This is a genomic window from Bradyrhizobium valentinum (assembly GCF_001440405.1).
Lineage (GTDB): Bacteria > Pseudomonadota > Alphaproteobacteria > Rhizobiales > Xanthobacteraceae > Bradyrhizobium > Bradyrhizobium valentinum.
In genome coordinates, this window is sequence record NZ_LLXX01000209.1 from 395 (window position 1) to 23,985 (window position 23,591).

Annotated in this window: 26 protein-coding genes and 1 riboswitch; of the genes, 13 read left to right on the top strand and 13 right to left on the bottom strand. The window is 62.9% G+C overall.

Annotation, left to right across the window (positions count from 1 at the left end; translation table 11 throughout):
• Positions 1–1,122 (top strand): DUF4403 family protein (locus tag CP49_RS36545; protein ID WP_057854954.1); only part of this gene is annotated, 1,122 nt, incomplete at its 5' end.
• A gap of 316 nt (positions 1,123–1,438) precedes the next feature.
• On the opposite strand, the gene CP49_RS36550 is transcribed toward CP49_RS36545, so the two are convergent.
• The 4 genes from CP49_RS36550 to CP49_RS36565 form a co-directional block, all read right to left on the bottom strand.
• Positions 1,439–1,654, bottom strand: coding sequence for a dodecin family protein (locus CP49_RS36550; protein WP_057854955.1), 216 nt, complete (start codon positions 1,652–1,654; stop codon positions 1,439–1,441).
• Between the two features lie 206 nt (positions 1,655–1,860).
• The gene (locus tag CP49_RS36555; protein ID WP_057854956.1) at positions 1,861–2,403 is read right to left on the bottom strand and encodes a PRC-barrel domain-containing protein; all 543 of its coding nucleotides are present in this window, start codon (positions 2,401–2,403) and stop codon (positions 1,861–1,863) included.
• Between the two features lie 95 nt (positions 2,404–2,498).
• Positions 2,499–2,876, bottom strand: a complete 378-nt coding sequence (locus CP49_RS36560; RefSeq protein WP_057854957.1) for a PRC-barrel domain-containing protein — start codon at positions 2,874–2,876, stop codon at positions 2,499–2,501.
• A 197-nt stretch (positions 2,877–3,073) separates the two neighbouring features.
• Positions 3,074–3,268: a hypothetical protein gene (locus tag CP49_RS36565; protein WP_057854958.1), complete on the bottom strand. Its 195-nt coding sequence runs from the start codon at positions 3,266–3,268 to the stop codon at positions 3,074–3,076.
• A 340-nt stretch (positions 3,269–3,608) separates the two neighbouring features.
• Here CP49_RS36565 and CP49_RS36570 point away from each other — a divergent pair, with 340 nt between their 5' ends.
• The 11 genes from CP49_RS36570 to CP49_RS36620 all read left to right on the top strand — a co-directional run bounded on the left by CP49_RS36570 (position 3,609) and on the right by CP49_RS36620 (position 13,454).
• Complete coding sequence (locus CP49_RS36570; protein WP_057854959.1) at positions 3,609–4,136, top strand: lytic transglycosylase domain-containing protein; 528 nt, start codon at positions 3,609–3,611, stop codon at positions 4,134–4,136.
• Positions 4,137–4,277: 141 nt separating this feature from the next.
• Positions 4,278–4,407: riboswitch (TPP riboswitch) on the top strand.
• Positions 4,395–5,408 (top strand): FAD-dependent oxidoreductase, encoded by a 1,014-nt coding sequence (locus tag CP49_RS36575; RefSeq protein WP_057854960.1) that lies wholly within the window; start codon positions 4,395–4,397, stop codon positions 5,406–5,408. It overlaps the preceding riboswitch by 13 nt.
• Complete coding sequence (thiS, locus tag CP49_RS36580; RefSeq protein WP_057854961.1) at positions 5,399–5,596, top strand: sulfur carrier protein ThiS; 198 nt, start codon at positions 5,399–5,401, stop codon at positions 5,594–5,596. The genes CP49_RS36575 and thiS overlap by 10 nt, the downstream gene beginning before the upstream one ends.
• 219 nt (positions 5,597–5,815) lie before the next feature.
• Positions 5,816–6,598: a thiazole synthase gene (locus CP49_RS36585; protein WP_057854975.1), complete on the top strand. Its 783-nt coding sequence runs from the start codon at positions 5,816–5,818 to the stop codon at positions 6,596–6,598.
• Complete coding sequence (locus CP49_RS36590; RefSeq protein ID WP_057854962.1) at positions 6,585–7,193, top strand: thiamine phosphate synthase; 609 nt, start codon at positions 6,585–6,587, stop codon at positions 7,191–7,193. The genes CP49_RS36585 and CP49_RS36590 overlap by 14 nt, the downstream gene beginning before the upstream one ends.
• A gap of 241 nt (positions 7,194–7,434) precedes the next feature.
• Positions 7,435–9,333 carry a phosphomethylpyrimidine synthase ThiC gene (thiC, locus tag CP49_RS36595; protein WP_057854963.1) on the top strand — a complete coding sequence of 633 codons (1,899 nt, stop codon included), beginning with the start codon at positions 7,435–7,437 and terminating at the stop codon, positions 9,331–9,333.
• Positions 9,334–9,358: 25 nt separating this feature from the next.
• Complete coding sequence (locus tag CP49_RS36600; protein ID WP_057854964.1) at positions 9,359–9,787, top strand: hypothetical protein; 429 nt, start codon at positions 9,359–9,361, stop codon at positions 9,785–9,787.
• Positions 9,788–10,090: 303 nt separating this feature from the next.
• Entirely contained in the window at positions 10,091–10,375 is a 285-nt protein-coding gene (locus CP49_RS36605) for a helix-turn-helix domain-containing protein (RefSeq protein ID WP_082646428.1), read from the top strand.
• A 667-nt stretch (positions 10,376–11,042) separates the two neighbouring features.
• On the top strand, positions 11,043–11,237 hold the full coding sequence (locus tag CP49_RS36610) for a hypothetical protein (RefSeq protein ID WP_057854965.1): 195 nt from the start codon (positions 11,043–11,045) through the stop codon (positions 11,235–11,237).
• Positions 11,238–11,465: 228 nt separating this feature from the next.
• Positions 11,466–12,068, top strand: a complete 603-nt coding sequence (locus tag CP49_RS36615; RefSeq protein WP_156438859.1) for an SPFH domain-containing protein — start codon at positions 11,466–11,468, stop codon at positions 12,066–12,068.
• Between the two features lie 285 nt (positions 12,069–12,353).
• A complete protein-coding gene (locus CP49_RS36620) occupies positions 12,354–13,454 on the top strand; it encodes an alkene reductase (protein WP_057854977.1) in 1,101 nt (366 codons plus the stop codon).
• Positions 13,455–13,664: 210 nt separating this feature from the next.
• Here the strand turns inward: CP49_RS36620 and CP49_RS36625 are convergent, their stop codons facing one another.
• The 8 genes from CP49_RS36625 to CP49_RS36660 form a co-directional block, all read right to left on the bottom strand.
• Complete coding sequence (locus CP49_RS36625) at positions 13,665–15,407, bottom strand: ABC transporter substrate-binding protein (RefSeq protein ID WP_057854978.1); 1,743 nt, start codon at positions 15,405–15,407, stop codon at positions 13,665–13,667.
• A 107-nt stretch (positions 15,408–15,514) separates the two neighbouring features.
• A complete protein-coding gene (locus CP49_RS36630; protein WP_057854967.1) occupies positions 15,515–15,841 on the bottom strand; it encodes a DUF2160 domain-containing protein in 327 nt (108 codons plus the stop codon).
• 2 nt (positions 15,842–15,843) lie between these two features.
• Positions 15,844–16,650, bottom strand: coding sequence for a carbohydrate ABC transporter permease (locus CP49_RS36635; RefSeq protein ID WP_057854968.1), 807 nt, complete (start codon positions 16,648–16,650; stop codon positions 15,844–15,846).
• Entirely contained in the window at positions 16,650–17,552 is a 903-nt protein-coding gene (locus tag CP49_RS36640) for a carbohydrate ABC transporter permease (protein ID WP_057854969.1), read from the bottom strand. Before CP49_RS36640 ends, CP49_RS36635 begins: the two co-directional genes overlap by 1 nt.
• Positions 17,552–18,637, bottom strand: coding sequence for an ABC transporter ATP-binding protein (locus CP49_RS36645; protein WP_057854970.1), 1,086 nt, complete (start codon positions 18,635–18,637; stop codon positions 17,552–17,554). Before CP49_RS36645 ends, CP49_RS36640 begins: the two co-directional genes overlap by 1 nt.
• Before the next feature lie 12 nt (positions 18,638–18,649).
• A complete protein-coding gene (locus CP49_RS36650) occupies positions 18,650–19,729 on the bottom strand; it encodes an ABC transporter ATP-binding protein (protein WP_057854971.1) in 1,080 nt (359 codons plus the stop codon).
• Complete coding sequence (gene glpD / locus CP49_RS36655; protein ID WP_057854972.1) at positions 19,726–21,270, bottom strand: glycerol-3-phosphate dehydrogenase; 1,545 nt, start codon at positions 21,268–21,270, stop codon at positions 19,726–19,728. The genes CP49_RS36650 and glpD overlap by 4 nt, the downstream gene beginning before the upstream one ends.
• A gap of 283 nt (positions 21,271–21,553) precedes the next feature.
• A complete protein-coding gene (locus tag CP49_RS36660) occupies positions 21,554–22,384 on the bottom strand; it encodes a DeoR/GlpR family DNA-binding transcription regulator (protein WP_057854973.1) in 831 nt (276 codons plus the stop codon).
• Between the two features lie 163 nt (positions 22,385–22,547).
• Here CP49_RS36660 and CP49_RS36665 point away from each other — a divergent pair, with 163 nt between their 5' ends.
• Positions 22,548–23,081, top strand: coding sequence for a nuclear transport factor 2 family protein (locus tag CP49_RS36665; protein ID WP_245311056.1), 534 nt, complete (start codon positions 22,548–22,550; stop codon positions 23,079–23,081).
• A gap of 24 nt (positions 23,082–23,105) precedes the next feature.
• On the opposite strand, the gene CP49_RS36670 is transcribed toward CP49_RS36665, so the two are convergent.
• Positions 23,106–23,294 carry a hypothetical protein gene (locus CP49_RS36670; RefSeq protein ID WP_057854974.1) on the bottom strand — a complete coding sequence of 63 codons (189 nt, stop codon included), beginning with the start codon at positions 23,292–23,294 and terminating at the stop codon, positions 23,106–23,108.
• Between the last annotated feature and the right edge of the window lie 297 nt (positions 23,295–23,591).

Below are 23,591 nucleotides of genomic sequence, written 5' to 3' on the forward strand. Positions count from 1 at the left end.
AATGTCGCCAAGCAGATCGGCAGCGTGAACATCAAGAACCTCAACGCCAGCGCCGAGATCAAGGGTAACGTCGTCATATCGGCGCGGCCGATGATCGCCACGAACTGGCGCATCGAGCCCAACCTCGCAGGCCAGGTCAATCTCGGCGACACCAGCCTCAACGTAGCCGGCGCGCGGGTCAACGTGCCGGCGCAGGTCAAGCCGTTGATTGACCAGAATGTCGCCGAGCAAATCGCGCTGGTGCAGGCCCGCATGCGCAACGATCCGACCTTCGAACGGAACGCGCGGGCGCAATGGGCCAAGGCCTGCCGCTCGATCCCGCTGCAGGGCGCTGCCGCCGGTTCGACGATGCCGGCGCTGTGGCTGGAATTGCGCCCCACACGCGCGATTGCCGCGCAGCCGCGTGTCGATGCTTCGAACCTGACCCTGACGCTCGGCATCGAGGCGGAGACGCGGATCACGCCAACTGAGACCAAGCCGTCTTGCCCGTTCCCCGCCACCATCGCCATCGTGCCAGCGACGCCGGGACGCGTCTCTATCGGCGTTCCCTTCGACATGCCCTTCACCGAGATCAACAAGATCGTGGAGGCGCAGTTCACTGGTAAGACTTTTCCGGAGGATGGTTCGGGCGCGGTCGACGTCACCGTCAAGCGCGCCAGCGTGGCCGCGTCCGGCAACCGCCTGCTGATTTCGCTTCTGGTGAGCGCCAAGGAGAAGAAGAGCTTCTTGGGCCTCGGCGGCGAGGCCGATGTGCACATCTGGGGTAAGCCGGTGCTCGACCAGGCCGAGCAGACGCTGCGGCTGACCGATATCGAGCTCGCGGTGGAGTCGGAAGCCGCCTTCGGCCTGTTGGGCACGGCCGCGCGCGCCGCCATCCCGTATTTGCAGAAGACGCTGGCGGAAAAGGCGACCGTCGACCTCAAGCCGTTCGCCGCCAACGCTCAGAAGAAGATTGCGGCCATGATCGCCGATTTCCAGAAGAACGAGGACGGCCTGCGGGTTTCGGCCGAGATCAGCAAGCTGCGGCTCGCCAGCATCGCCTTCGATTCCAAAACGCTGCGCGTGATCGCCGAAGCCGAAGGCGCGATCAATGTTTATGTGACGGCACTGCCGGCGCTGTGACGGCGCGGCGGAACGCTTGCAACACCCTTAAACCCTCATGGTGAGGAGGCGCCAACGGGTCCGCGCGAAGCGCGGCCCGATGACAGGCTCCGCGCCGTCTCCGGACGATGCTACGCATCGCCAGGAGAACCACGAGGCCCCGCTGATGCCATTCATCCTTCGAGACGCCGCTTCGCGGCTCCTCAGGATGAGGTCTTAAAGTGCAAGTCTGTAGGGTGGGCAAAGCGAAGCGTGCCCACCATTCAAGCTGCGATCCGTTGATGGATGGTGGGCACAGCGCGTGCGCGCCTTTGGCCACCCTACACCCTACGCACTGCTACGACCCCTCGAACTTGAACGAGAGGTTCAGCTTGGCGCGATAGGCTTCGACCTTGCCGCTCGCGTCCAATTGCAGATCGAGCTTCACGACCTCGGCGACGCGCAGATCGCGCAAGGATTCTCCGGCGCGACCGACCGCGGCGGCTGCGGCCTTCTCCCAGGATTCCGTGCTGGTGCCGATCAGCTCGATGACCTTGTAGACGCTATCAGCCATGTCGTCCTCCCGTTGCTGCAAGGGTCTATGCAAGGCAGAACGCAGGCGCGCCTGCCGCGATACAACCTAACATCGGGAGGAGCGCACTGATAGGATGCGCTGCACCATTACGAGCGTTTACATCAGCGTGCGCCCATAAAACACAATGGCCGGGCGGCTTACGCCGTCCGGCCATTTGTGAAAGTCGTTGCTACGCGGCCGATGCCTCACTCGGTCGAGTACTTGAACTCCGGCATCGCCTTGAGCTGATCCTTGGTCGCGCTGAACACGGCGTGATCCGGATACCACGGATTCTTCTTGGGAGGAGTCGCGGCCGGCGCAGCGCCCGTCGTCGTACCCGTTCCCGTTGTACCCGCTCCCGGCCGTGCGCCACCGGTGGCAGGCGCGCCGGCCGTGCCGGTATAGGCAATCGGCTCATCGACGAACTTCACCTTGTCGATGGGCACCGCAACCAGATGCTCGCCGACGCCGAGGAACCCGCCGACGCCGATCACCACGCCTTTGATGTCGCCGCTCTTGTCGGTCAAGAGATCGTTGATCGATCCAAGGCTTTCGTTGCTGTCGTTGTAAACGTTCAAGCCGACCAGCTTCGAAGTCCGCCAGCTGCCCTTGAACGACGAGGTATCGGACGCCGCCGCAGGCGCGGCGGTGGTGGCGCTGTCGGTCGTTGCCGAAGGACCTTGCGCGAACGCGACACTCGCCAGCAGCGCGGAAGCCGCGACGCCGGCAACGGCATATTTGGTTAACATATCCGTTCTCCTCAGTTCAGAAACGCTCTGGAAGAACCCGTCACTTCAACAAGTGTTCCACTCATTCGGCACGGAACACTCGCGCCGCACTGCGGTCAGAAGCCACCCCAGTAGGGCGGCATGCGATAATAGCGATGCAGCTCGGCCTCCTTCTCGCGATCGCCCCAATCGAAATCCTTGTCCGCACGAAACGACGGCGCGCGCTTGAGCTCTTCATCGTCGATATCGAGTTCGTAGGCTTCGAACTTCGTGTTGTAGCGAAGCCGTCCCCAGGGCAGCGGAATCAGGTTGGTGCCGATGCCGAGAAATCCGCCGAAGCTCAGGATTGCATAGGATACTTTACCGGTGACCTTGTCGATCATCAGCCGTTCGATGTGGCCGATCATGTCCCCGTTCGGCCGGCGCACCGCTGTCCCCTCGACACGGTCGCTCGCGATCAGCTGATGCGGCTTGGCCATGACATCGCTTGCCATTGGACCCTCCACACATCTGTAAGGAACCAACGTGACAACCGCCGCCCGGTTCCCCACTTCCAAAAATGAGACAACCATCCTTCCCTTTCGGAAAGGATGGTTGCTGCGTGAAGACGCGACGCAGGTTTAGCTGCCGCCGCTGTTCTGATGCGCCGGCAGTCGCATGCGGACACGAGCTCCGCGACTAGATATTTGCGTCAGGCTGCGAGCGCGTCGGGATCGGCTTCTTCGTAGATTGCGATCGCCTCGAAGCGATAGTCGCAAGCGCGGCAGAACCAGAGGAAGGATGTGCGGCCCGGACTGCTCTCGACCCAATCGGGTCTCGGAATCGGCTTGCCGCACTGGGCACAGGGATTACCACGAGGCAGATAGCTGGAGTCGAGTCGAGCCATAGGCGCATCTCCCTTCTGATTTTGTTATGTTTTATTATTTAATGGAATGAGACAGACTTGCTGTCGAAATGAACGCGTTTTCGTTGGGAAATCTTCTTTACACCTTGACTGCGCTATTTGCACGACAATCCTGCGCGTCGGCATGACGCAGCTTCGCGCCGACAGAGCGATGCATCGCACGCACAACGTAAGCGTCACGCCCGTCGCGTTCGTTGGCGCGTGCGACAGCCGCAGACATCTCGCCGCGATGTCGACCGCTTTTCGCCACATCCTCGCCCGGCAATGGAACTAACCGAAAGAGCAGATCGTTATCGCGCCGCTCGCCTTGAGGTTGTTTTTTATGAAAAGTTTGCCAAAGTTTGCCTGGCTTGCAGCCATGGCGACGCTACTGGTTTCGCCCGATGCGATGGCGCAGAGCCGCGCGCAGTATGAGAGCATGGTCGCAACCCATGCGAGCGCCAACAACGTGCCGGAAGCGCTGGTGCACCGGGTGATCGTGCGCGAGAGCAGATACCATCCGAACCTCGTCGGGCGCGGCGGCACCATCGGGTTGATGCAGATCAAGCTGCCGACCGCGCGCGGCCTCGGCTACACCGGCGACGCCGCGGGCCTGCGCAATCCCGACACCAATCTCGCTTGGGGCATCAAATATCTCGCCGGCGCCTATCGCGCCGCCAATGGCGATCACCGCCGCGCCATGCGTTATTATGCCAGCGGCTATTATTACGCTGCAAAGCGTCAGCGGCAGGAAAAGCCCCTGCGGATAGCGCCCATGCTGGCGAGCGATGCGCCGCCGAAAATCGTCGCCAAGCCGGTTGAGGTGGCAAGAACGCCGGCCGACGCGAACGCGCTGCAGACTGCCAAATAGTCTTTTTGGCCCCGGCTCAGCAGCGCACAGCCGGAGTCGCGCGAAGCGCGATCCCGGAGGCGTTGCGCTGCGTCCCGGGCACGGCAGCGGTGCAGTTCCCGCAAAGCCGCGTTGACACCTCTGTCCAACCGCCTACATTAGCCCTGTTCCGAGGGGTGCTCCGATGAGGAGCTGAGATACCGCAAGCTTGGGCAGTTCAGCCTGAGACCGCGGTGACCCTTTGAACCTGATCCGGGTCATGCCGGCGAAGGGACAGGGATGTACCAGAAGTCAGATCTACGCGGGGATTCCCCCGTTTCCATCATCGGCGCGGGCATTGCCGGCGCGTGGCAGGCGCTATTGTTCGCAGAGGCCGGCCACGCCGTCACTCTGTATGAGCGCAGTGACGCCGATATGACGCTCTCCACCAGCCATTGGGCCGGCGGCATGCTGGCGCCCTATTGCGAGGCCGAAACCTCAGAGCCGGTGATCGGCCGGCTCGGCTTCCGCTCGCTCAACCTCTGGCGCGAGCATTTTCCGAAAACCCCGTTCAACGGATCGCTGGTGGTGGCGCATGCCCGCGACCGCGCCGATTTCGAACGCTTTGCGAAACTCACCACCGGCCACGCCAGGCTCGATGCACGCGGGTTAAGCGACCTCGAACCGTCGCTGGAAGGCCGCTTCCGTGACGCCCTGTTCTATGCCGACGAAGGCCATGTCGAGCCGCGAAAGGTGCTCCCCGAACTGCATGCACGGATCAAGGCTGCCGGCGGCACCATCAAGTTCGACTGCGACATCGATGCCGAGGATCTCGAAGGCATCGTGATCGACTGCCGTGGATTGTCCGCGCGCGACGAGCAGCCGGAGCTGCGCGGCGTCAAGGGCGAGATGATCGTCATCGAGACGAACGAAGTCGAGCTGTCGCGACCGGTGCGGCTGATCCATCCGCGTTGGCCGCTCTACGTCATCCCGCGCGGCGACAACAAATTCATGCTGGGCGCCACCTCGATCGAGGCCGAGGACACCGGCGTCAGCGTCCGCTCGGCGCTGGAGCTATTGGGCGCGGCCTACGCCGTGCATCCGGCCTTCGCCGAAGCGCGCATCGTCGAATTCGGCTCGGGGCTTCGTCCGGCCTTCCCCGACAATCTGCCGCGGATCACGGTCAGCAAGAACAAGATCGCCGTGAACGGGCTCTACCGCCACGGCTTCCTGCTGGCCCCCGCGCTGGCCGAGCTGACGCTTGGCTACGTGCGGCGCGGCGCGCTCGACAATGAGGTGATGCGATGCGTGTGACCGTCAACGGCGAAGAGCGAGAGATCACCTCTGCCAGCGTCGACGCCCTGCTCAGCGAACTCGAATACGAGGGGACGCATTTTGCGATCGCCGTGAATTACGACGTGCTGCCGAAAAACCGCTGGGCCGAGACGCGGCTTAAGGCCGGCGACGAGATCGAAATCATCACGCCGCGGCAGGGAGGGTGATGATGGAAGCACGCACGCTCCCCCCGTCGTCCCTGCGAACGTAGGGACAACAGTGGTTGCGCGCGCTCACAACAAACTCCGCTGTCATCGCCCGGCTTGACCGGGCGACCCAGTACGCCGCGGCCTCTCGGTTTACCGTTCCGGCGTACTGGATCCCCGCCTTCGCGGGGATGACGAGTTGTGGATGCAATGACGACTGCGAATTGGAACGCTGACACCATGCTCAACTTCTACGGCAAAACCTTCTCCTCCCGCCTCCTGATCGGCACGGCGCTGTACCCCTCGCCCGCGATCATGCAAGACGCGATCCGCGCGTCGGGCGCCAACATCGTCACCGTGTCGCTGCGGCGCGAGGCCGCCGGCGGGAAAAACGGGGACGCGTTCTGGTCGCTGATCCGCGAGCTCGATGTGACGGTGCTGCCGAACACCGCCGGCTGCCGCAGCGTGCGCGAGGCGGTGACCACGGCCAAGCTGGCGCGCGAACTATTCGGCACGCCCTGGATCAAGCTGGAAGTGATCGCCGACAACGACACGCTGCAGCCCGACGTGGTCGGCCTGGTCGAAGCCGCCGCCATCCTGATCAAGGACGGTTTTGAGGTGTTCCCCTATTGCACCGAAGATCTTTCAGTCGCAATGCGGCTGGTTGATGCGGGATGCAAGGTGGTGATGCCGTGGGCCGCGCCGATCGGCAGCGCCAAAGGCATCACCAACCGCGATGCGTTGAAGCTGATGCGCGAGCGCCTGCCCGACATCACGTTGGTGGTCGATGCCGGCTTGGGCGCGCCCTCGCATGCCGCCCACGCCCTCGAACTCGGCTACGACGCCGTGCTGCTCAATACCGCCGTGGCAAAGGCCGCCGACCCGGTCGCGATGGCGAACGCATTCCGCCTCGGCGTCGAAGGCGGCCGTACCGCTTACGAGGCCGGCCTGATGGAAGCCCGCGACTTCGCCTCCCCCTCAACCCCTGTGATCGGGACCCCGTTCTGGCATGCCGTATCCTGATAGATTCTATCCCGTGGTCGACAGCGTCGCCTGGGTGGCAAGGCTGGCGCTGCTCGGCGCCGGCACCATCCAGTTGCGCGCCAAGAACCTCGACGACGCCGAAGCGCTCCAGGTCGTGACCGACGCCCTTGAAGTCATCAAGGGCACCGATGCCAAGCTCGTGGTCAACGATTACTGGCGCGCGGCGATCGTCGCCGGTGCCAAGCATTTGCATCTCGGCCAGGAAGATCTCGTTGGCGCCGACCTCGGCGAAATCCGCAAAGCCGGACTAACGCTCGGAATCTCCACCCATGACGACGAGGAGCTGGCGACCGCACTTCGCGCCAATCCCGATTACGTCGCACTGGGCCCGATCTTCCCGACCACGCTGAAATCGATGCGCTTTGCCCCGCAAGGCATTCCAAAGATCACCGAGTGGAAGAAGCGCATCGGCAATATTCCGCTGGTTGCGATCGGCGGCATCAAGTTCGAACAATCAGCCGAGATTTTTGCGGCCGGCGCCGACTCCATCGCCGTCGTCAGCGACGTCACCCAGAACGCCGATCCCGATGCGAGGGTGCGGCAGTGGCTGGGCCAGAGCGCGGAGGCCGCGTGATGCCCCACTCTTTCCCCGTCATTGCGAGCGAAGCGAAGCAATCCATTGGCACCGCATGCTCGGCGACAATGGATTGCTTCGTCGCTCCGCGCCTCGCAATGACGAAAGAGACTCCCACCAGCGTCATTCCGGGGCGCGCGTAGCGCGAACCCGGAATCTCGCGCCACAACGTCGAGATTCCGGATCGGTCCGCGCCGCGGACCGTCCGGAATGACAACAAAGGAATAAAGGAGGATACGATATGAACATTCGCTCCAACCCCGACACCACCCTGCCCGCCGTCACCACCGGCCCGCTTCCCTCGTCGCGCAAAATCTTTTCGACCCCGGACGCCGCGCCCGATCTCCGCGTCCCCTTGCGCGAGATCATCCTCTCGGAGGGCGCGGGTGAGCCGAACCTGCCCGTGTACGACACCTCGGGCCCCTACACCGATCCGTCCGTGACCATCGACGTCAACGCCGGCTTGGCCCGCAACCGCCTCGCCTGGGTCAAGGAGCGTGGCGGCGTCGAGGAATATGAGGGCCGCGAGATCAAGCCGGAGGATAACGGCAATGTCGGCGCGTCCCACGCCGCAAAGGCTTTCACCGCGCATCACAAGCCGATCCGCGGCCTGGACGGCCACAAGATCACGCAGCTCGAATTCGCCCGCGCCGGCATCATCACCAAGGAGATGATCTATGTCGCCGAGCGCGAGAATCTCGGCCGCAAGCAGCAGCTCGAGCGCGCCGAAGCGGCACTTGCCGACGGCGAAAGCTTTGGCGCCGAGGTGCCCGCCTTCATCACCCCGGAATTCGTCCGCAGCGAGATCGCGCGCGGCCGCGCCATCATTCCCTCGAACATCAACCACGCCGAACTCGAGCCGATGATCATCGGCCGCAACTTCCTAACCAAGATCAACGCCAATATCGGCAACTCCGCTGTCACCTCGTCGGTGGAAGAGGAAGTCGACAAGATGGTGTGGGCGATCCGCTGGGGCGCCGACACCGTGATGGATCTCTCCACGGGGCGCAACATCCACACGACGCGGGAATGGATTTTGCGCAACTCGCCGGTGCCGATCGGGACCGTGCCGATCTACCAGGCGCTGGAGAAGTGCGAAGGCGATCCGGTCAAGCTGACCTGGGAGCTCTACAAGGACACGCTGATCGAGCAGTGCGAACAGGGCGTCGACTATTTCACGATCCATGCCGGCGTGCGCCTGCCCTACATCCACCTCACCGCCAACCGTGTCACCGGCATCGTGTCGCGCGGCGGCTCGATCATGGCCAAGTGGTGCCTGGCGCATCACAAGGAAAGCTTCCTCTATACGCATTTCGACGAGATCTGCGACCTCATGCGCAAGTATGACGTCTCGTTCTCGCTGGGCGACGGCCTGCGCCCCGGCTCGATTGCGGATGCCAACGACCGCGCGCAGTTCGCCGAACTGGAGACGCTCGGCGAGCTCACAAAGATCGCGTGGGACAAGGGCTGCCAGGTCATGATCGAGGGCCCCGGCCATGTGCCGATGCACAAGATCAAGATCAACATGGACAAGCAGCTCAAGGAGTGCGGCGAAGCCCCGTTCTACACCCTCGGGCCGCTGACCACCGACATCGCGCCCGGCTACGACCACATCACCTCCGGCATCGGCGCCGCCATGATCGGCTGGTTCGGCTGCGCCATGCTCTGCTACGTCACGCCGAAGGAGCATCTCGGCCTGCCCGACCGCAACGACGTCAAGGTCGGCGTCATTACCTACAAGATCGCCGCCCACGCGTCCGATCTCGCCAAGGGCCACCCCGCCGCGCAACTGCGCGACGACGCCCTCTCCCGCGCCCGCTTCGATTTCCGCTGGACCGACCAGTTCAACCTCGGCCTCGATCCGGACACCGCAAAAAGCTTCCACGACGAAACGCTGCCGAAGGAAGCCCACAAGGTCGCGCACTTCTGCTCGATGTGCGGGCCGAAATTCTGTTCGATGAAGATCACCCAGGACGTGCGGGATTATGCAGCGACGCTGAACGATCCGGCGAGCGTGGGGATGTCGGTGTCGGGCACCATCGAGGATGGCATGGCGGCGATGAGCGCCAAGTTCAAGGAGATGGGGAGCGATCTCTATCTGGATGCGGAGAAGGTGAAGGAGAGTAATCGGGTGTTGTGAGGACTGCGCACGCATCTGGACCGCAATGACCGACAGTCTGACTGGTGTCTGGGACGGCACCTATGTTCAGCCGCAGGTTGGAATGGTCACGTTCCTGGCGACACTCATCGAGTCCGGTGGCGCGCTCGGAGGGAACGTGACCGAACCCTGCATCACGCCCGGTTGCCCGGTCAGCATCCACAACGCTTCGATTGCGGGTCATCGATCCGGCAATACGGTTTCGTTCGTCAAACGTTACGAGCCACCTGGCTACGGCTATGACAAGGTCATTTATGAAGGCTTGGTCAATGCTGACGCGACGGAAATCGATGGCCGCTGGAGACTGCCTGGCACTGGGCTGTCCGGAACATTTCTGATGGTTCGCTCGACCAAGCCTGCACAATCGATCGTAGCCGAAGAGCGGGCCAAGGAGCCGGCACGCAGCCCGGATGAGCGAAGCGACATCCGGGGCTAACTGAAACAACGGGCGCCCACCGAAATGCTTGTAGCAGAGCGGAGCGTCAGGTGGTGGGCACGGCGCTAGTGCGCCTTTGTCCAGCCTACGATCTCTACGACGCGAAACTGCGAGGCTGCGCTGACGTCTATCTGCCTTCCGTCGAGCATATACTTCAGGGTGCAACAAAGCTCCGGCAACACTTTTCCGTGCCAATTAACCTTTCATTAACCAAAAGCGCCCACCCTCCTCTACGGCAGGGGGCCGTTGATTCCTGATGCTTCAGCTCCGCGTTTCGGAGCTAGCGTTGTTCGGGAGGTGTTGATGCCCCGGGAGTACCTTGGTGACGTGTACGTTGGCGCGGAGTACAGCCGCGCGGGCGAGATTCCGCTGCCGGATTCTCAGACCCTTTCACCCCACGAGATCGTGCCGATGCTGATCGGCTCCACGGTCGAGGCGATCGAGCGCGAGCTCGTGCTGCAGACGCTGGCGCGCTGCCACGGCAACCGCACCCACGCAGCCCGCGTGCTCGGACTTTCGGTGCGCACGATGCGGAACAAGATCCGGCAGTATGCGACTGACGGCGTCGACATTCCCGCGCACAGCTAGGTCGAGCACGTTTGCGCGTGCCAGACCTCATCCTGAGGAGCGCGTCTTCGCGCGTCTCGAAGGATGAATGGCACCAGCGGGGCCGCATGGTTCGAGACGGCGCTACGCGCCTCCTCACCATGAGGGTTTAATGGTTGCGACGGACCTGCGCGCTGCGCGCTGATTTGCTTTGTGCGCAAGCGCAAATCCTCTGCGGCGCCTGCGACATTTCAACCCGACGGGCAAATCACCTAAAACCTGTCCAGCCCTTCGCGCAAAAATATTCCGCTTTCGTTCTCACCCAAATCACTCGCATAACTCCGCCCGTCTCACCCGATGAGAGGGGCGGGTCGCGATCGTCACGAACGCGCGGTGGGATGCGGTGGACACGAAAGCCATGACTGACGTGCGTGGCTGTTGTGTACGGCGAAGTCGTGTGGTCCTGATGTCGCGGTGCTGGCATCAAGTTGGCGGGAAGTGTCCCGCTGGCGACGGTGGCAAGAAAGCCGTTCGCCGGGGAGAGCACGAAGTAAGCCGTAAAGCCATCGCGCAGGGAAAGCCGGGATGCCTCCGCTGGACCTGTATGCTCGTGTGCGCGTTCCTTGTGCGCAATTGCACACGAGACCGCGGGTGCAGCGTGCACTCGGCTTTCCCTGCGTCCTCTTCTCTATGAGGGCGGGAAGCGACGATGCAAACCTCGGGTGATGAGCGCCGCGAGATCGAGAAGCTGTATCCACTCGTCATTGCGAGCGCAGCGAAGCAATCCATCTATCCCGATGCCGAGATGTGGATTGCTTCGCGGAGCCTGTCATCGGGCGCGCATTCGCGCGACCTGTTGGCTCGCAATGACGTGGATGGGCCGCAGGCGACGGCTAACCCATGATCATAGGCGATGACTATGACCCTGCGTACAATCGGACGTCATAATGAAGATAAAAAAATGCAGATGACCACGCCACATTAGAACTATTTTTTGTTTACCCGCTTTGATTGAACTTGCGATGACTTATTTTCGACGCACGGAACGCCAAGAGAAAAGAGAAAAGCAAGAAAAAGAACTAAGGTCGCAAGTAGCGCCAGCGAGGAAGACGGTGGCGGGGGAAGGAAGCAAGTGGGTGAACTCCTGGGGTCTATCGCATTTTCGTTGATCGTCATCGCCGTGATCGCCGGCGCCTGGGCCTGGATCTCGACGCTGTTCAGGAAGGGGATGACGGCGCTGCTCGGCTTCGAGCGGGTCGGCGTTCAATCGTTCGAGACCGTGCTGCTCTACAGGAACGGGTGGTTTGAAAAAGCCCTGCCGCCCGGCCGGCACTGGATTGGCGCCGGCAGCCGCCAAGTGGCGAGGATCGACAAACGCCCCGAGGTGTTTCGATTTGCGCAAGGCGCCGTCTCCGCGGACCGGATGGCCGTTCACCTCGTCTATGTCGCCCGGACGCAGATCGTCGACGCGCGAGCCTCTTTCGAAAGCACGCAGAACTACCGGGACGAAATCTCCATCCGCGTGCAATCGGTCGTGAAGGCGGTATGCAGCCGAAAGCCCCGCCTCGAAATTCAGATGGATCACCAGAGCTTCAGCAACAACGCCCAGAAGGCCGCCAACCAGGCGCTTCGCGCGATCGGTTGCGAGTGCCTCACATTTGAGCTGCTGCAGGTCGATTCCGCAGGGCCCATCGCGGAGTTCGATACAAGGCGAATGGGATTTGCGGCGGAATAGCTTGCGGCGCGCCAACGGCCGCGGCGCCAACCCGCCGGCGGTCCGATCGGGCGCCGACAGTGCTGTTCGGCTGTCAGGGTATCGGCTGGAAGGTCGCCGATGCTGCGCCGTACCCTGATTGCGAATGGATCATTCTATGCCGACGCGCATGCGCTGTTGGGCGACGCCCGCCCAAGGTCGGGATCGAGCGCAGCTCGTCTGCGCAAGCCGAATGGCTCAGGGATTGCGAGAATTGCCCGCAATGCCCAACTCCCTTCGATCATCATCCACCCGGACATCCCTGACATGAGCCAGACCAAACTGTTCGAGCCCTTCAAGCTTGGCCCGATCGCGCTTCCCAACCGCCTCGTGATGGCGCCGCTGACCCGCAACCGCGCGGTGCCGCCCGGCATGGTGCCGAGCCCGCTCGCGGTCGACTATTACGGCCAGCGCGCCTCCGCAGGCCTCGTGATCACCGAAGCGAGTCAAGTGTCGCAGCAGGGCCAGGGCTATCAGGATACGCCCGGCATCTATTCGAAAGAGCAGGTCGAAGGCTGGCGCAAGGTGACCGACCGCGTGCACGAAAAAGGCGGGCGCATCTTCATCCAGATCTGGCATGTCGGCCGCATCTCCCATACCACGCTGCAGCCCGGCGGCGGCAAGCCGGTGGCGCCATCCGCGATCCGCGCCAAGGGCAAGACGTTCGTGAACGGCATCTTCACCGAAATCTCCGAGCCGCGCGCGCTGGAGCTTTCGGAAATTCCAGGCATCATTGACGACTTCAAGCGCGGTACGGAGAACGCGCTGGCCGCCGGTTTCGACGGCGTCGAGATCCATGGGGCCAATGGCTACCTGCTCGATCAGTTCGCCAAGGACGGCACCAACAAACGCACGGACGCCTATGGCGGCCCGATCGAGAACCGCGCGAAGCTGATGCTGGAAGTCTCCCGGGCGGTCGCCGCGGTCGCCGGCCCCGAGCGCACCGGCATCCGGATTTCACCGGTGACGCCGGCCAACGATGTCTCCGATAGCAACCCGCAGCCGCTGTTCGATCACATCGTGGATGGGCTCAACGCGCTGAAGCTGACCTATATCCACGTCATCGAAGGCGCGACCGGCGGCCCCCGCGACAACGCCCCGTTCGACTACGCGAGCCTGCGCAAGCGCTTCGGCGGCGCCTATGTCGCCAACAACGGCTACGACTTCGATCTCGCGACCAAAGTGCTCGACGCCGGCGCGGCCGATCTGATCGCGTTCGGCAAACCGTTCATCTCGAACCCGGACCTGGTCGAACGGTTGAGGAAGGGTGCGCCCTTGAATGAGTGGGACAAGGCAACCTTCTACGGCGGCGGCGCGAAGGGGTACACGGATTACCCGACGCTCGCTGCCGCGCAGGCGGCGGAGTGATTCGATCCATCACAATGAGTCGTCATGCCCCGCGAAGGCGGGGCATCCAGTAATCGCCGGCGTCAGCGATAGAACCGAGAGGCTGCGGCGTACTGGATCGTCCGCCTTCGCGGACGATGACAACGGAGTAAGGGCGTCGATAGCGAACGGCAAAAGGCCGGGATTGCTCCCGGCCTTTCGTGTGTTTGCATCACTCGTGGTTTGCGAAGCTTACTTCGCCTCGGCGCGCTTCGGCGGGGTGGCCGGCCACGACTTGATCAGCGCGTCGTAGTCGACGGTCTCGCCCTTCGGCTTCTCGTTCGCCAGCTTGCGCGCCGGCGCGATGGTCTTGTCCTTCTCCGCCTTGGCGAACCAGAACTCGGCCGTCTCCTTCTTGTTCAGCTTCGGCCCGCACTCTTTCTGCACGCCGGACTTCTCAAGACGTTCGAGCACCGAGTCCTGGGCTGCGGCCAGCGCATCCATCGCCTGCTGCGGCGTCTTCGCACCGGACGACGCATCGCCGATGTTCTGCCACCACAATTGCGCAAGCTTCGGATAGTCAGGCACGTTGTTGCCGGTCGGGGTCCACTGCACGCGCGCGGGCGAGCGGTAGAACTCGATCAGGCCGCCTAGCTTCGGCGCACGCTCGGTGAACGACTTGTCCCAGATGTCGGATTCACGAACGAAGGTGAGGCCGACATGGCTCTTCTTCAAGCTGACAGTCTTCGAGTTGATGAACTGCAGATAGAGCCAGGCCGCCTTGCGGCGATCGGGCGGAGTCGATTTCAGGAGCGTGGAGGAGCCGGCGTCCTGGTAGCCGAGCTTCATGCCCTCTTTCCAGTACGAGCCGTGCGGCGACGGCGCCATCCGCCACTTCGGCGTGCCGTCCGCATTCACGACTGCGATGCCGGGCTTCACCATGTCGGCGGTGAAGGCGGTGTACCAGAAGATCTGCTGGGCGATGTTGCCCTGCGCCGGCACCGGACCTGCTTCGGAGAAGGTCATGCCTTGCGCCTGCGGCGGGGCATACTTCTTCATCCAGTCGAGGTATTTGGTGATCGAATAGACCGCAGCCGGGCCGTTGGTGTCGCCGCCGCGCTCAACCGACGAGCCGACGGGACGGCAGCCTTCCATGCGGATGCCCCATTCGTCGACCGGCAGGCCGTTCGGGATGCCCCTGTCGCCGTTGCCGGCCATCGACAGCCAGGCGTCGGTGAAACGCCAGCCGAGCGAGGGATCCTTCTTGCCGTAGTCCATGTGGCCATAGACCTTGACGCCGTTGATCTCCTTGATGTCATTGGTGAAGAACTCGGCGATGTCTTCATAGGCCGACCAGTTCACGGGAACGCCGAGTTCATAGCCATACTTGGCCTTGAACTTGGCCTTGTACTCCGGATTGGAGAACCAGTCGTAGCGGAACCAATAGAGGTTCGCGAACTGCTGGTCGGGAAGCTGATAGAGCTTCTTGTCCGGCCCCGTCGTGAACGACTTGCCGATGAAGTCGTCGACGTCGAGTTGCGGATTGGTGACGTCCTTGCCCTCGCCGGCCATGTAATCGGACAGGATCACGGTCTGGCCGTAGCGGAAGTGGGTGCCGATCAGGTCGCTATCATTGATCCAGCCGTCATAGACGTTCTTGCCGGACTGCATCTGGGTCTGCAGCTTCTCGACCACGTCGCCTTCCTGGATCAGGTCATGCTTGACCTTGATGCCGGTGATCTCGGTGAAGGCTTTCGCGAGCGTCCGCGCTTCATATTCGTGCGTCGTAATGGTTTCCGACACGACGTTGATTTCCATTCCCTTAAAGGGCGCGGCGGCCTTTTCGAACCACTGCAGCTCTTTCAACTGGTCGGCCTTCGACAGCGTCGAGGGCTGGAATTCGCTGTCGATCCACCTTTGATTGACGGCGTCGTCCGCACGAACAGGTGCGGCAATGGTCACGGAAGCGGCGATCAGCGCTGCCGCGCTGGTCATCGTCAGAAAGCTCTCCTTGGTACTACGTCGCATGTTGGATCCTCCGGTTGCAACGACAAACACAAACTCAGGCCCGGGTTGATCCCGGATCTGTCTTTTTTCGCTGTTCAGACGGTGCGGAAAATCGCAACGGCCGAAACGAGCGAAATCAGGGTTGCGAGCCACAGGCTCGATATCTCGACGCCCTCGCCGATCGGGAGCGTCAGAAGCGGATCGGTGCCGGCAAAGGCGATCCACAGCAGATGAATGACTGCGGCGAGCACCAGCGAAATGAACAGCCGGTCGCCGCGCGTGGTCGGAATGCGCAGGATGCCGACGCGCTCGGCCTCGGGATAGGCGATCCCAAGCCATGTCATCACACCGAGCGTCAGCGCCAGCATCACGAAGAAAATCGCGGTCGGCAGCGTCCAGGCCATCCATGCGATGTTTTCCATGGCTACACCCTGCCCAGCGCGAAGCCGCGCGCGATGTAGTTGCGGACGAACCAGATCACCAGGGCGCCGGGGATGATGGTGAGCACGCCGGCGGCGGCGAGCAAGCCCCAGTCCATGCCCGCGGCCGACACCGTGCGCGTCATGATGGCGGAGATCGGCTTGGCGTTGACCGACGTCAGCGTGCGCGCCAGCAGCAGTTCGACCCAGGAGAACATGAAGCAGAAGAACGCCGCGACGCCGATGCCGCTCGCGATCAGCGGCACCAGGATCTTGACGAAGAAGCGCGGAAACGAATAGCCGTCGAGGAATGCGGTCTCGTCGATCTCGCGCGGCACCCCGGAGACGAAGCCTTCGAGGATCCAGACCGCCAGCGGTACGTTGAAGATGCAGTGGGCGAGCGCAACCGCCCATGGCGTATCGAACAGGTTGATCGCCGAGTAGAGGTTGAAGAACGGCAGCGCGAACACCGCGGCCGGCGCCATCCGGTTCGACAGCAGCCAGAAGAACAGATGCTTGTCGCCGAGGAAGCGGTAGCGCGAGAAGCCATAGGCCGCAGGCAGCGCCACCGCGATCGAAATCACGGTGTTGATCATCACGTATGTCAGCGAGTTGATATAGCCGGAATACCAGCTTTCGTCGGTGAAGATGCGCCTGTAGTTTTCCAGCGTCGGCTGGTGCGGCCACAGCGTCATGGTGGTGACGATCTCGGCATTGGTCTTGAAGCTCATGTTGACGAGCCAGTAGATCGGCAACAGCAGGAAGATCAGGAACAGCGAGATGATGAGTCGGCGTCCGGGAATCGAATGCATCAGGCGCCTCCCTTCTTGGCGGGACGCTCAACCCCGGCATTGGTCATGACGGTGTAGAATACCCAGCACACGATCAGGATGATCAGATTGTAGACCAGCGACAATGCAGCCGCCTTGCCGAGGTCGAACTGCCCGAGCGCGATCTTGACCAGTTCGATCGAGACGAAGGTGGTCGAATTGCCGGGGCCGCCGCCGGTCACCACAAACGGCTCGGTGTAGATCATGAAGCTGTCCATGAACCGCAGCAGCACGGCGATCAGCAGCACGCGGTTCATCTTCGGCAACTGGATCGCCTTGAACACCGCCCAGCGCGAGGCACCGTCAATCTGCGCCGCCTGATAGTAGGCGTCGGGGATCGACTTCAGCCCGGCGTAGCAGAGCAGCGCGACGAGGCTGGTCCAGTGCCACACGTCCATCACGATGACGGTGGCCCAGGCGTCGAACTCATTGGAGACGTAGTTATAATCGATACCCAGAGTATTGAGCGTATAGCCGAGCAGACCGATGTCGGGCCTACCAAAAATCTGCCAGATCGTTCCGACCACGTTCCACGGAATCAGCAGCGGCAGCGCCAGGATGACAAGGCACACGGCGACGGTCCAGCCCTCGCGCGGCATCGACAGCGCGACCACGATGCCGAGCGGCACCTCGATCGCCAGGATGATGGCGGAGAACAACAGGTTGCGGCCGAGCGAAGCCAGGAAGCGTCCGCCGAGATCGGTCGAGGGGTCGAGCAATTCCTTGAACCAGCCGACGCCGTTCCAGAAGAACTGGTTGTTGCCGAACGTGTCCTGCATCGAATAGTTCACGACCGTCATCAGCGGCAGGATCGCGGAGAACGCGACCACCGCGAATACCGGCAGCACCAGGAACCAGGCCTTCTGGTTGATGGTCTTGTCCATCAGGCAACCCCCTCGACCAGACGGCTGTCGGCATAGACGTGAACATGGGCGGGATCAAACACCAGCCCGACCATGTTGTCGGGGACGGAAAATCCCGGCGGCATGCGGGCGGAAAACTTTTCATCGCCGACGCGAACGCGGGCGAAGCGGGCACGGCCGAGATCGTCGATGCGCTCGATCATGGCCGACAACAGCCCGGACGCGGGCGCTGCGACATGGAGGAATTCCGGCCGCACGCCGATCTCGATCTTCGTGCCGGCCGGCAGCACGCCGTAATTGCGATGCAGGCCGATGGTGTGGCCGTCGACGCGCGCCTCGTGTCCGCTCACCGCGGCCGGCACGATGTTCATGCCGGGTGACCCGATGAAATAGCCGACAAAGGTATGCGCGGGCTTGTCGAACAATTCAGCCGGCGTGCCGCTCTGCACCACGCGGCCGTCATGCATGACGACGACGGTGTCGGCAAAAGTCAGCGCCTCGGTCTGGTCATGGGTAACGTAGATCATCGTGAGATCGAGCTCGCGATGCAGCGCCTTGAGTTTTGAGCGCAACTGCCATTTCAATTCGGGATCGATCACCGTCAGTGGCTCATCGAACAGCACCGCAGCGACGTCGGAGCGGACGAGGCCGCGGCCGAGCGAAATCTTCTGCTTGGCGTCCGCGGTCAGGCGCGTCGCCTTGCGGCCGAGATAGGGCGTGAGATCGAGCAAATCGGCAATCTGCTTCACTCGCGCGTCGACCTCCGCCTTCGGCACGCCACGGTTCTTGAGCGGGAATGCGAGGTTCTGCCCGACCGTCATGGTGTCGTAGATCACCGGAAACTGGAACACCTGCGCGATATTGCGCTTCTGCGTTGACAGCGGCGTGATGTCGGCGCCGTCGAACAGGATTTTCCCGCGCGAGGGCGTGACGATGCCCGAAATGAGGTTGAGCAGCGTGGTCTTTCCGCAACCGGAGGGACCGAGCAGCGCATAGGCGCCGCCCTGTCGCCAGGTCATCGTCACCGGCTTCAGCGCAAAGGATTCCGGCGGCGCGGCATTGCCGCCGTAGGAATGCGCGAGATCGACGAGGTCAATGCGAGCCATGCGGTTTTCCCCTCAGGCCCTGCCCGGCGCGGCCACCAGACGGTCGGCGGCGTCGAACACGAAGACATTGTTGGGATCGAGCACAGCATCGAGCACATGTCCCGGCTCGTATTCATGCACGCCCTGCAGCACCGCGACCCAGTTGGAGGCGTCACGGTTGAGATGCACAAAACTTTCCGAACCGGTGATCTCGGTCACGGTCACGGTGGCATGGAACGCGTGGCGGCCGGCGATGCCGTTAGCCACTTCGAGCTGATGGGCGCGGAAGCCGACACGGTAAGGACCATCGGCCAGCGATGCATAGAGCCCGGTGGCGGGCGCCTGGATTCCGCCGGCATATGCGACCTGCCCGTTTTTCTTCTCGATGCCGACGATGTTGAGCGGCGGATCGGAGAACACCTGCGCGACCCGTAGCGTGTCAGGCTGGCGATACACCTTCGAGGTATTGCCGGCTTGAAGCACCTCACCTTGCCACATGCACACGGTGTCGCCGCCGAGCAGCAGCGCCTCCGAGGGCTCGGTCGTCGCATAGACGAAGATCGCGCCCGATGCCTCGAAGATGCGCGGCAGTTCGGCGCGCAGCTCCTCGCGCAGCTTGTAGTCGAGGTTGGCGAGCGGCTCATCCAGCAACACCAGATCGGCGCCCTTGACCAGCGCACGCGCGATCGCGGTGCGCTGCTGCTGGCCGCCGGACAATTGCAGCGGCGTGCGCTTCAGAAAAGGCTCGAGCCTGAGGAGTTTTGCCGCCTCCTGCACGCGCCGGTCGATCTCCTCGCGCGGCCGACCCTGCACGCGCAGGGGCGAGGCGATGTTCTCATAGACCGTCAGCGAGGGGTAGTTGATGAATTGCTGGTAGACCATCGCTACCGAGCGCTGGCGCACGTCGGCGCCGGTGACGTCCTTGTCGTCGACCAGCACACGGCCGCTAGCGGGCTTATCGAGTCCGGCGAGCAGCCGCATGATCGAGGTCTTGCCCGACAGCGTCGGTCCGAGCAGCACGCTCAGCGTGCCGCGTTCAAGCGTCAGCGAGACATCGCGAATGGTCGGGATGCCGTCCACGGTTCGCGTGACATGTTCGAGCGTGACGCTCATGGCCGCCCTCCCGCTTCACGCAAGGGACGTTCGCCGGAGCCGCGATGGGCATTGATCCATTCGTCGAGCGCGGCAATTTCATCTGGCGACAGCCGCAAGCCGAGCTTGGACCTTCGCCACACCACGTCCTCGGCGGTGCATGCCCATTCGTTCGACATCAGGTACCGGACCTCGCTCTCGGTCAAGGTAGCGCCGAACGACTGGCCGAGATCGGCAAAAGATTTGGCGTTGCCGAGCAATTTTGTCGCACGCGTGCCATAGGCATGCGCGAGCCGGTTGGCATGCGCCGGGGCGAGGAACGGATATTTCCGCGTCAGTTCCGCCGTCAGCGCGGCGACCGCCGAAACATCCATGTCGCCGCCGGGCAGCGGCGCCTTGCCCGTCCAACCTTCTTTCTCTTTCGCGCTGTGCAGATAGGGCGCGAGCCGTTCCAGCGCTTCTTCCGCCAGCCGCCGATAGGTCGTGATCTTGCCGCCATAGATCGACAGCAGGGGTGCACCGCCGGGCGTATCCAGTTCGAACACGTAGTCGCGCGTCGCGGCCTTGGCCTCGCTGGCGCCATCGTCATAGAGCGGCCGCACACCGGAATAGGTCCAGACGACGTCCTTAGGGAGCACCGGCTTCTTCAGATACTCGCTGGCCGACGCGCAGAGATATTGAATCTCCTCAGGGCTAGCTTTCACCTTGGCCGGATCGCCGTCGTAATCGCGATCGGTGGTTCCGATCAGGGTGAAGTCGTCCTGATAGGGAATGACGAAGATGATGCGGCCGTCGGCGTTCTGGAACATGTAGGCGCGGTCATGGTCATAGAGCTTGCGCACCACGATGTGAGAACCCTGCACCAGCCGCACCTTGGCTCGCGCGTTGACGCCCGAGCCGGACGAGAGCACCTGTTCGACCCACGGGCCGCCGGCATTGACCAGCGCGCGCGCCTGGATGGTGGTGCGCTCTCCGCTGATCGTGTTCTCGACGGTGACCTGCCAGATGCCGTCGATCTGCCGGATCTCGACGGCGCGCGAGCGGGTGTGGATTTCGGCGCCGCGATCGGCCGCGTCGCGTGCGGTCAGCACGACAAGGCGCGCGTCATCGACGAAGCAATCGGAGTATTCGAAACCGCGCTTGTAACGGTTGGCGATCAAGGGTTTGCCCACCTCGTCATGGACCAGATCGACGGAGCGCGTCGGCGGCAGCAGATGGCGACCACCGATATGGTCGTACAGGAACAACCCTAGCCGAAGCAGCCAGGCCGGCCGCAAGCCGGAGTGGTGCGGCAAAACGAAACGCAGCGGCCTGATGATGTGGGGTGCGATCTGCCAGAGAATTTCGCGTTCGATCAGCGCCTCGCGAACCAGCCGGAACTCGTAATATTCGAGATAGCGCAGCCCGCCGTGCACCAGCTTGGTCGACCATGACGACGTTCCGCTCGCCAAGTCATTCATTTCACACAGGAAAACGGAATTGCCTCGACCCGCCGCATCGCGCGCGATGCCGCAGCCGTTGATGCCGCCTCCGATGATGGCGAGGTCGAATACCCTGTCCAACGAAACGCTTCCCCGGCGATCGCCTCTTCACTTCGGCGATTTTACTTTCGGATGGGAGTTAATCACAACGAAAAACGAAAGCAAGCCGAAAGCGAAACGAAGATAGGAACTTTTGAGGGCAGGCCTTTGAAGTGCGTGACATGCAGTCGGGCCACGTCCTTCGAGACGCGCGTTCCGCGCTCCTCAGGACGAGGTCCGACATGGACGACCAATCCTTAGACCTCACGGCCAGGAGCGCGGCAGAGCCGCGCGTTGCGAACCATGTGGCCGATATCGGCCCGCGCTACTTCAGCCGCACGACGGTCGAAGCCGGCTCGCCGCCGGGGTCGTCGATATCCGCCGCCGACTTCTCCATCGCCTCGACGACCTCGATGCCGCGGTGGTGGCAGATGTTGGCGAGACCGGCCGGTAATGGCGCATCGGTCACGAACGTCTGGATCTGGCTGAGATGGGCGATGCGCACCGGGGCACTGCGGCGGAGTTTTGTCGAGTCCGCGACTAGCATGACGCTGCGGGCGTTGGCGATGATCGCCTGCGCGGCCTGCACCTCGCGATAGTCGAAGTCGAGCAGCGCGCCCTCCTCGTCGATCGCGGAGGCGCCGATGATGGCGTAATCGACCTTGAACTGGCCGATCAGACTGATCGCGGTCGATCCGATCACCGCGCCGTCGGCACGGCGCACCGCGCCGCCCGCCACGATCACCTCGATGCGCGGGTGACGGTAGAGCAGCATGGCGACGTTGAGATTGTTGGTGATGACGAGCAGGTCCTCATGCGAGGTCAGCGCGCTTGCGACTTCTTCCGTCGTGGTGCCGATGTTGATGAACAACGAGCAGCCGTTCGGAATCCGCGACGCCGCGGCAATGCCGATCGCCCGCTTCTCTTCCGCCGCCACAAAGCGCCGCGCCTCATAGGCGAGGTTCTCGACGCCGGAGGCGATGATGGCGCCGCCATGGATGCGGGTCAGCGAGCGCTGGTCGCAGAGATCGTTGAGATCCTTGCGTATGGTCTGCGCCGAAACCTCGAAACGCTTGGCGAGGTCTTCCACCATCACCCGGCCAAAGGCTCGGGCGATGTTGAGGATTTCAGTCTGACGGTGGGACAGTCCGGCCACGGCTGGTACCCTTGAGATATCGACTGGGGGCACAAAGTTGCCGTTATGGTGCGGCTGATTGGGGCCGCGGTCAACGAGGGAGATCGACTGCGAAGGCGTTTGCCGGGGCGAAACGACGAATCCTGGTTAAGGCGACCGCGCCCGAAGCCATGCCGCCCGCACCATGCGCGCGGCCGCTCGACAAAGCAATTTGTGGCTGCAACACTGTGATCACAACCAGAAACGAATGGAGGAAACCATGAACATCGATCGCCGTCAGCTCGCCTTGCCTGTCCTCGCACTTGGGCTTGGGGTTGGGCTCATGAGCGTCGTCCCCGCTTTTGCCGGTGCGGACGAGGATGCCATCGCGAAGAACGTCGAGGCCTTCCGAGCGGCGCAGGCGGCCGGCAATGCCGAGGGTATCGCCCCGCTCTGCGCGGAAGAACTCAGCTACAGCCACTCCAGCGGAGCTGTCGACGACAAGGCGGCGCTGCTGGCGGGCACCAAGAATGCGAAATACAAATGGACGTCGCTTGAATACAAGAACCCCACGATCCGTATCGTCGGTCCGGCCGCCATCGTGCGCTTCAACTTTGTTGGCGAGCAGGAATTTGCGGCCGACGGGAAGAAGGTTCCTCAGAACCTGCACATCCTGATGAACTGGCAGAAACAGGGCTCGGACTGGAAACTGCTGTCGCGGTCGGCCACCAAGCTCTGATCGCCGGAAGGCGGGCGCTGGCGGTTACGCCGCCAGCGGCATCCCGCTGGCGAGACGCCATGCCGCGCGCTCGGCCTCGCGGGCGTTACGGAATACCTGCCCTTCCAGCCGGTCGAATTGGTGCGTAGCGGCAAAGAACCGATAGCCGCCGGGCGCGCGCACGATAATCCCCGCCGGCTGCGAGCCGACTTCGATGATGTAGGTGTCCGACATGGCCCAGCCTCTGATTTCTTCCGGGCCTACAACCGGTTGCAGGGCAAATCGTTCCCCCTTTCCAGCGTTGCGCCGCAAGGCCAACCTATGTCAAAGCTGGTTGCGAAATATGCTGGCGAATCGTTGAAATGGCTGGAGAACTGACATGATGCCGAAATTCGCGCTCTCGATGCTGGTTGCCCTTGCGGTCTGCGCACCGCTCCAGGAGGCGGCGGCGCAGGAAAGCACGCTCGGGGGCGCGCTGTTCGGCGGCGCCGCAGGCGCCATTGTCGGCGGCGCGCTCGGCGGCGGCCGGGG

What these genes read in the sequence shown, in the direction of transcription:
- CP49_RS36670 (WP_057854974.1), bottom strand. Translation starts at nt 23,294, where the DNA reads ATGTCGGACACCTACATCATCGAAGTCGGCTCGCAGCCGGCGGGGATT.
- CP49_RS36605 (WP_082646428.1), top strand. Translation starts at nt 10,091, where the DNA reads ATGCCCCGGGAGTACCTTGGTGACGTGTACGTTGGCGCGGAGTACAGC.
- CP49_RS36640 (WP_057854969.1), bottom strand. Translation starts at nt 17,552, where the DNA reads ATGGACAAGACCATCAACCAGAAGGCCTGGTTCCTGGTGCTGCCGGTA.
- CP49_RS36550 (WP_057854955.1), bottom strand. Translation starts at nt 1,654, where the DNA reads ATGGCTGATAGCGTCTACAAGGTCATCGAGCTGATCGGCACCAGCACG.
- CP49_RS36600 (WP_057854964.1), top strand. Translation starts at nt 9,359, where the DNA reads ATGACCGACAGTCTGACTGGTGTCTGGGACGGCACCTATGTTCAGCCG.
- CP49_RS36585 (WP_057854975.1), top strand. Translation starts at nt 5,816, where the DNA reads ATGCTCAACTTCTACGGCAAAACCTTCTCCTCCCGCCTCCTGATCGGC.
- CP49_RS36560 (WP_057854957.1), bottom strand. Translation starts at nt 2,876, where the DNA reads ATGGCAAGCGATGTCATGGCCAAGCCGCATCAGCTGATCGCGAGCGAC.
- CP49_RS36565 (WP_057854958.1), bottom strand. Translation starts at nt 3,268, where the DNA reads ATGGCTCGACTCGACTCCAGCTATCTGCCTCGTGGTAATCCCTGTGCC.
- CP49_RS36645 (WP_057854970.1), bottom strand. Translation starts at nt 18,637, where the DNA reads ATGGCTCGCATTGACCTCGTCGATCTCGCGCATTCCTACGGCGGCAAT.
- thiC (WP_057854963.1), top strand. Translation starts at nt 7,435, where the DNA reads ATGAACATTCGCTCCAACCCCGACACCACCCTGCCCGCCGTCACCACC.
- CP49_RS36630 (WP_057854967.1), bottom strand. Translation starts at nt 15,841, where the DNA reads ATGGAAAACATCGCATGGATGGCCTGGACGCTGCCGACCGCGATTTTC.
- CP49_RS36620 (WP_057854977.1), top strand. Translation starts at nt 12,354, where the DNA reads ATGAGCCAGACCAAACTGTTCGAGCCCTTCAAGCTTGGCCCGATCGCG.
- CP49_RS36570 (WP_057854959.1), top strand. Translation starts at nt 3,609, where the DNA reads ATGAAAAGTTTGCCAAAGTTTGCCTGGCTTGCAGCCATGGCGACGCTA.
- CP49_RS36610 (WP_057854965.1), top strand. Translation starts at nt 11,043, where the DNA reads ATGCAAACCTCGGGTGATGAGCGCCGCGAGATCGAGAAGCTGTATCCA.
- CP49_RS36575 (WP_057854960.1), top strand. Translation starts at nt 4,395, where the DNA reads ATGTACCAGAAGTCAGATCTACGCGGGGATTCCCCCGTTTCCATCATC.
- CP49_RS36650 (WP_057854971.1), bottom strand. Translation starts at nt 19,729, where the DNA reads ATGAGCGTCACGCTCGAACATGTCACGCGAACCGTGGACGGCATCCCG.
- CP49_RS36555 (WP_057854956.1), bottom strand. Translation starts at nt 2,403, where the DNA reads ATGTTAACCAAATATGCCGTTGCCGGCGTCGCGGCTTCCGCGCTGCTG.
- CP49_RS36625 (WP_057854978.1), bottom strand. Translation starts at nt 15,407, where the DNA reads ATGACCAGCGCGGCAGCGCTGATCGCCGCTTCCGTGACCATTGCCGCA.
- thiS (WP_057854961.1), top strand. Translation starts at nt 5,399, where the DNA reads ATGCGTGTGACCGTCAACGGCGAAGAGCGAGAGATCACCTCTGCCAGC.
- CP49_RS36665 (WP_245311056.1), top strand. Translation starts at nt 22,548, where the DNA reads ATGCGCGCGGCCGCTCGACAAAGCAATTTGTGGCTGCAACACTGTGAT.
- CP49_RS36635 (WP_057854968.1), bottom strand. Translation starts at nt 16,650, where the DNA reads ATGCATTCGATTCCCGGACGCCGACTCATCATCTCGCTGTTCCTGATC.
- CP49_RS36590 (WP_057854962.1), top strand. Translation starts at nt 6,585, where the DNA reads ATGCCGTATCCTGATAGATTCTATCCCGTGGTCGACAGCGTCGCCTGG.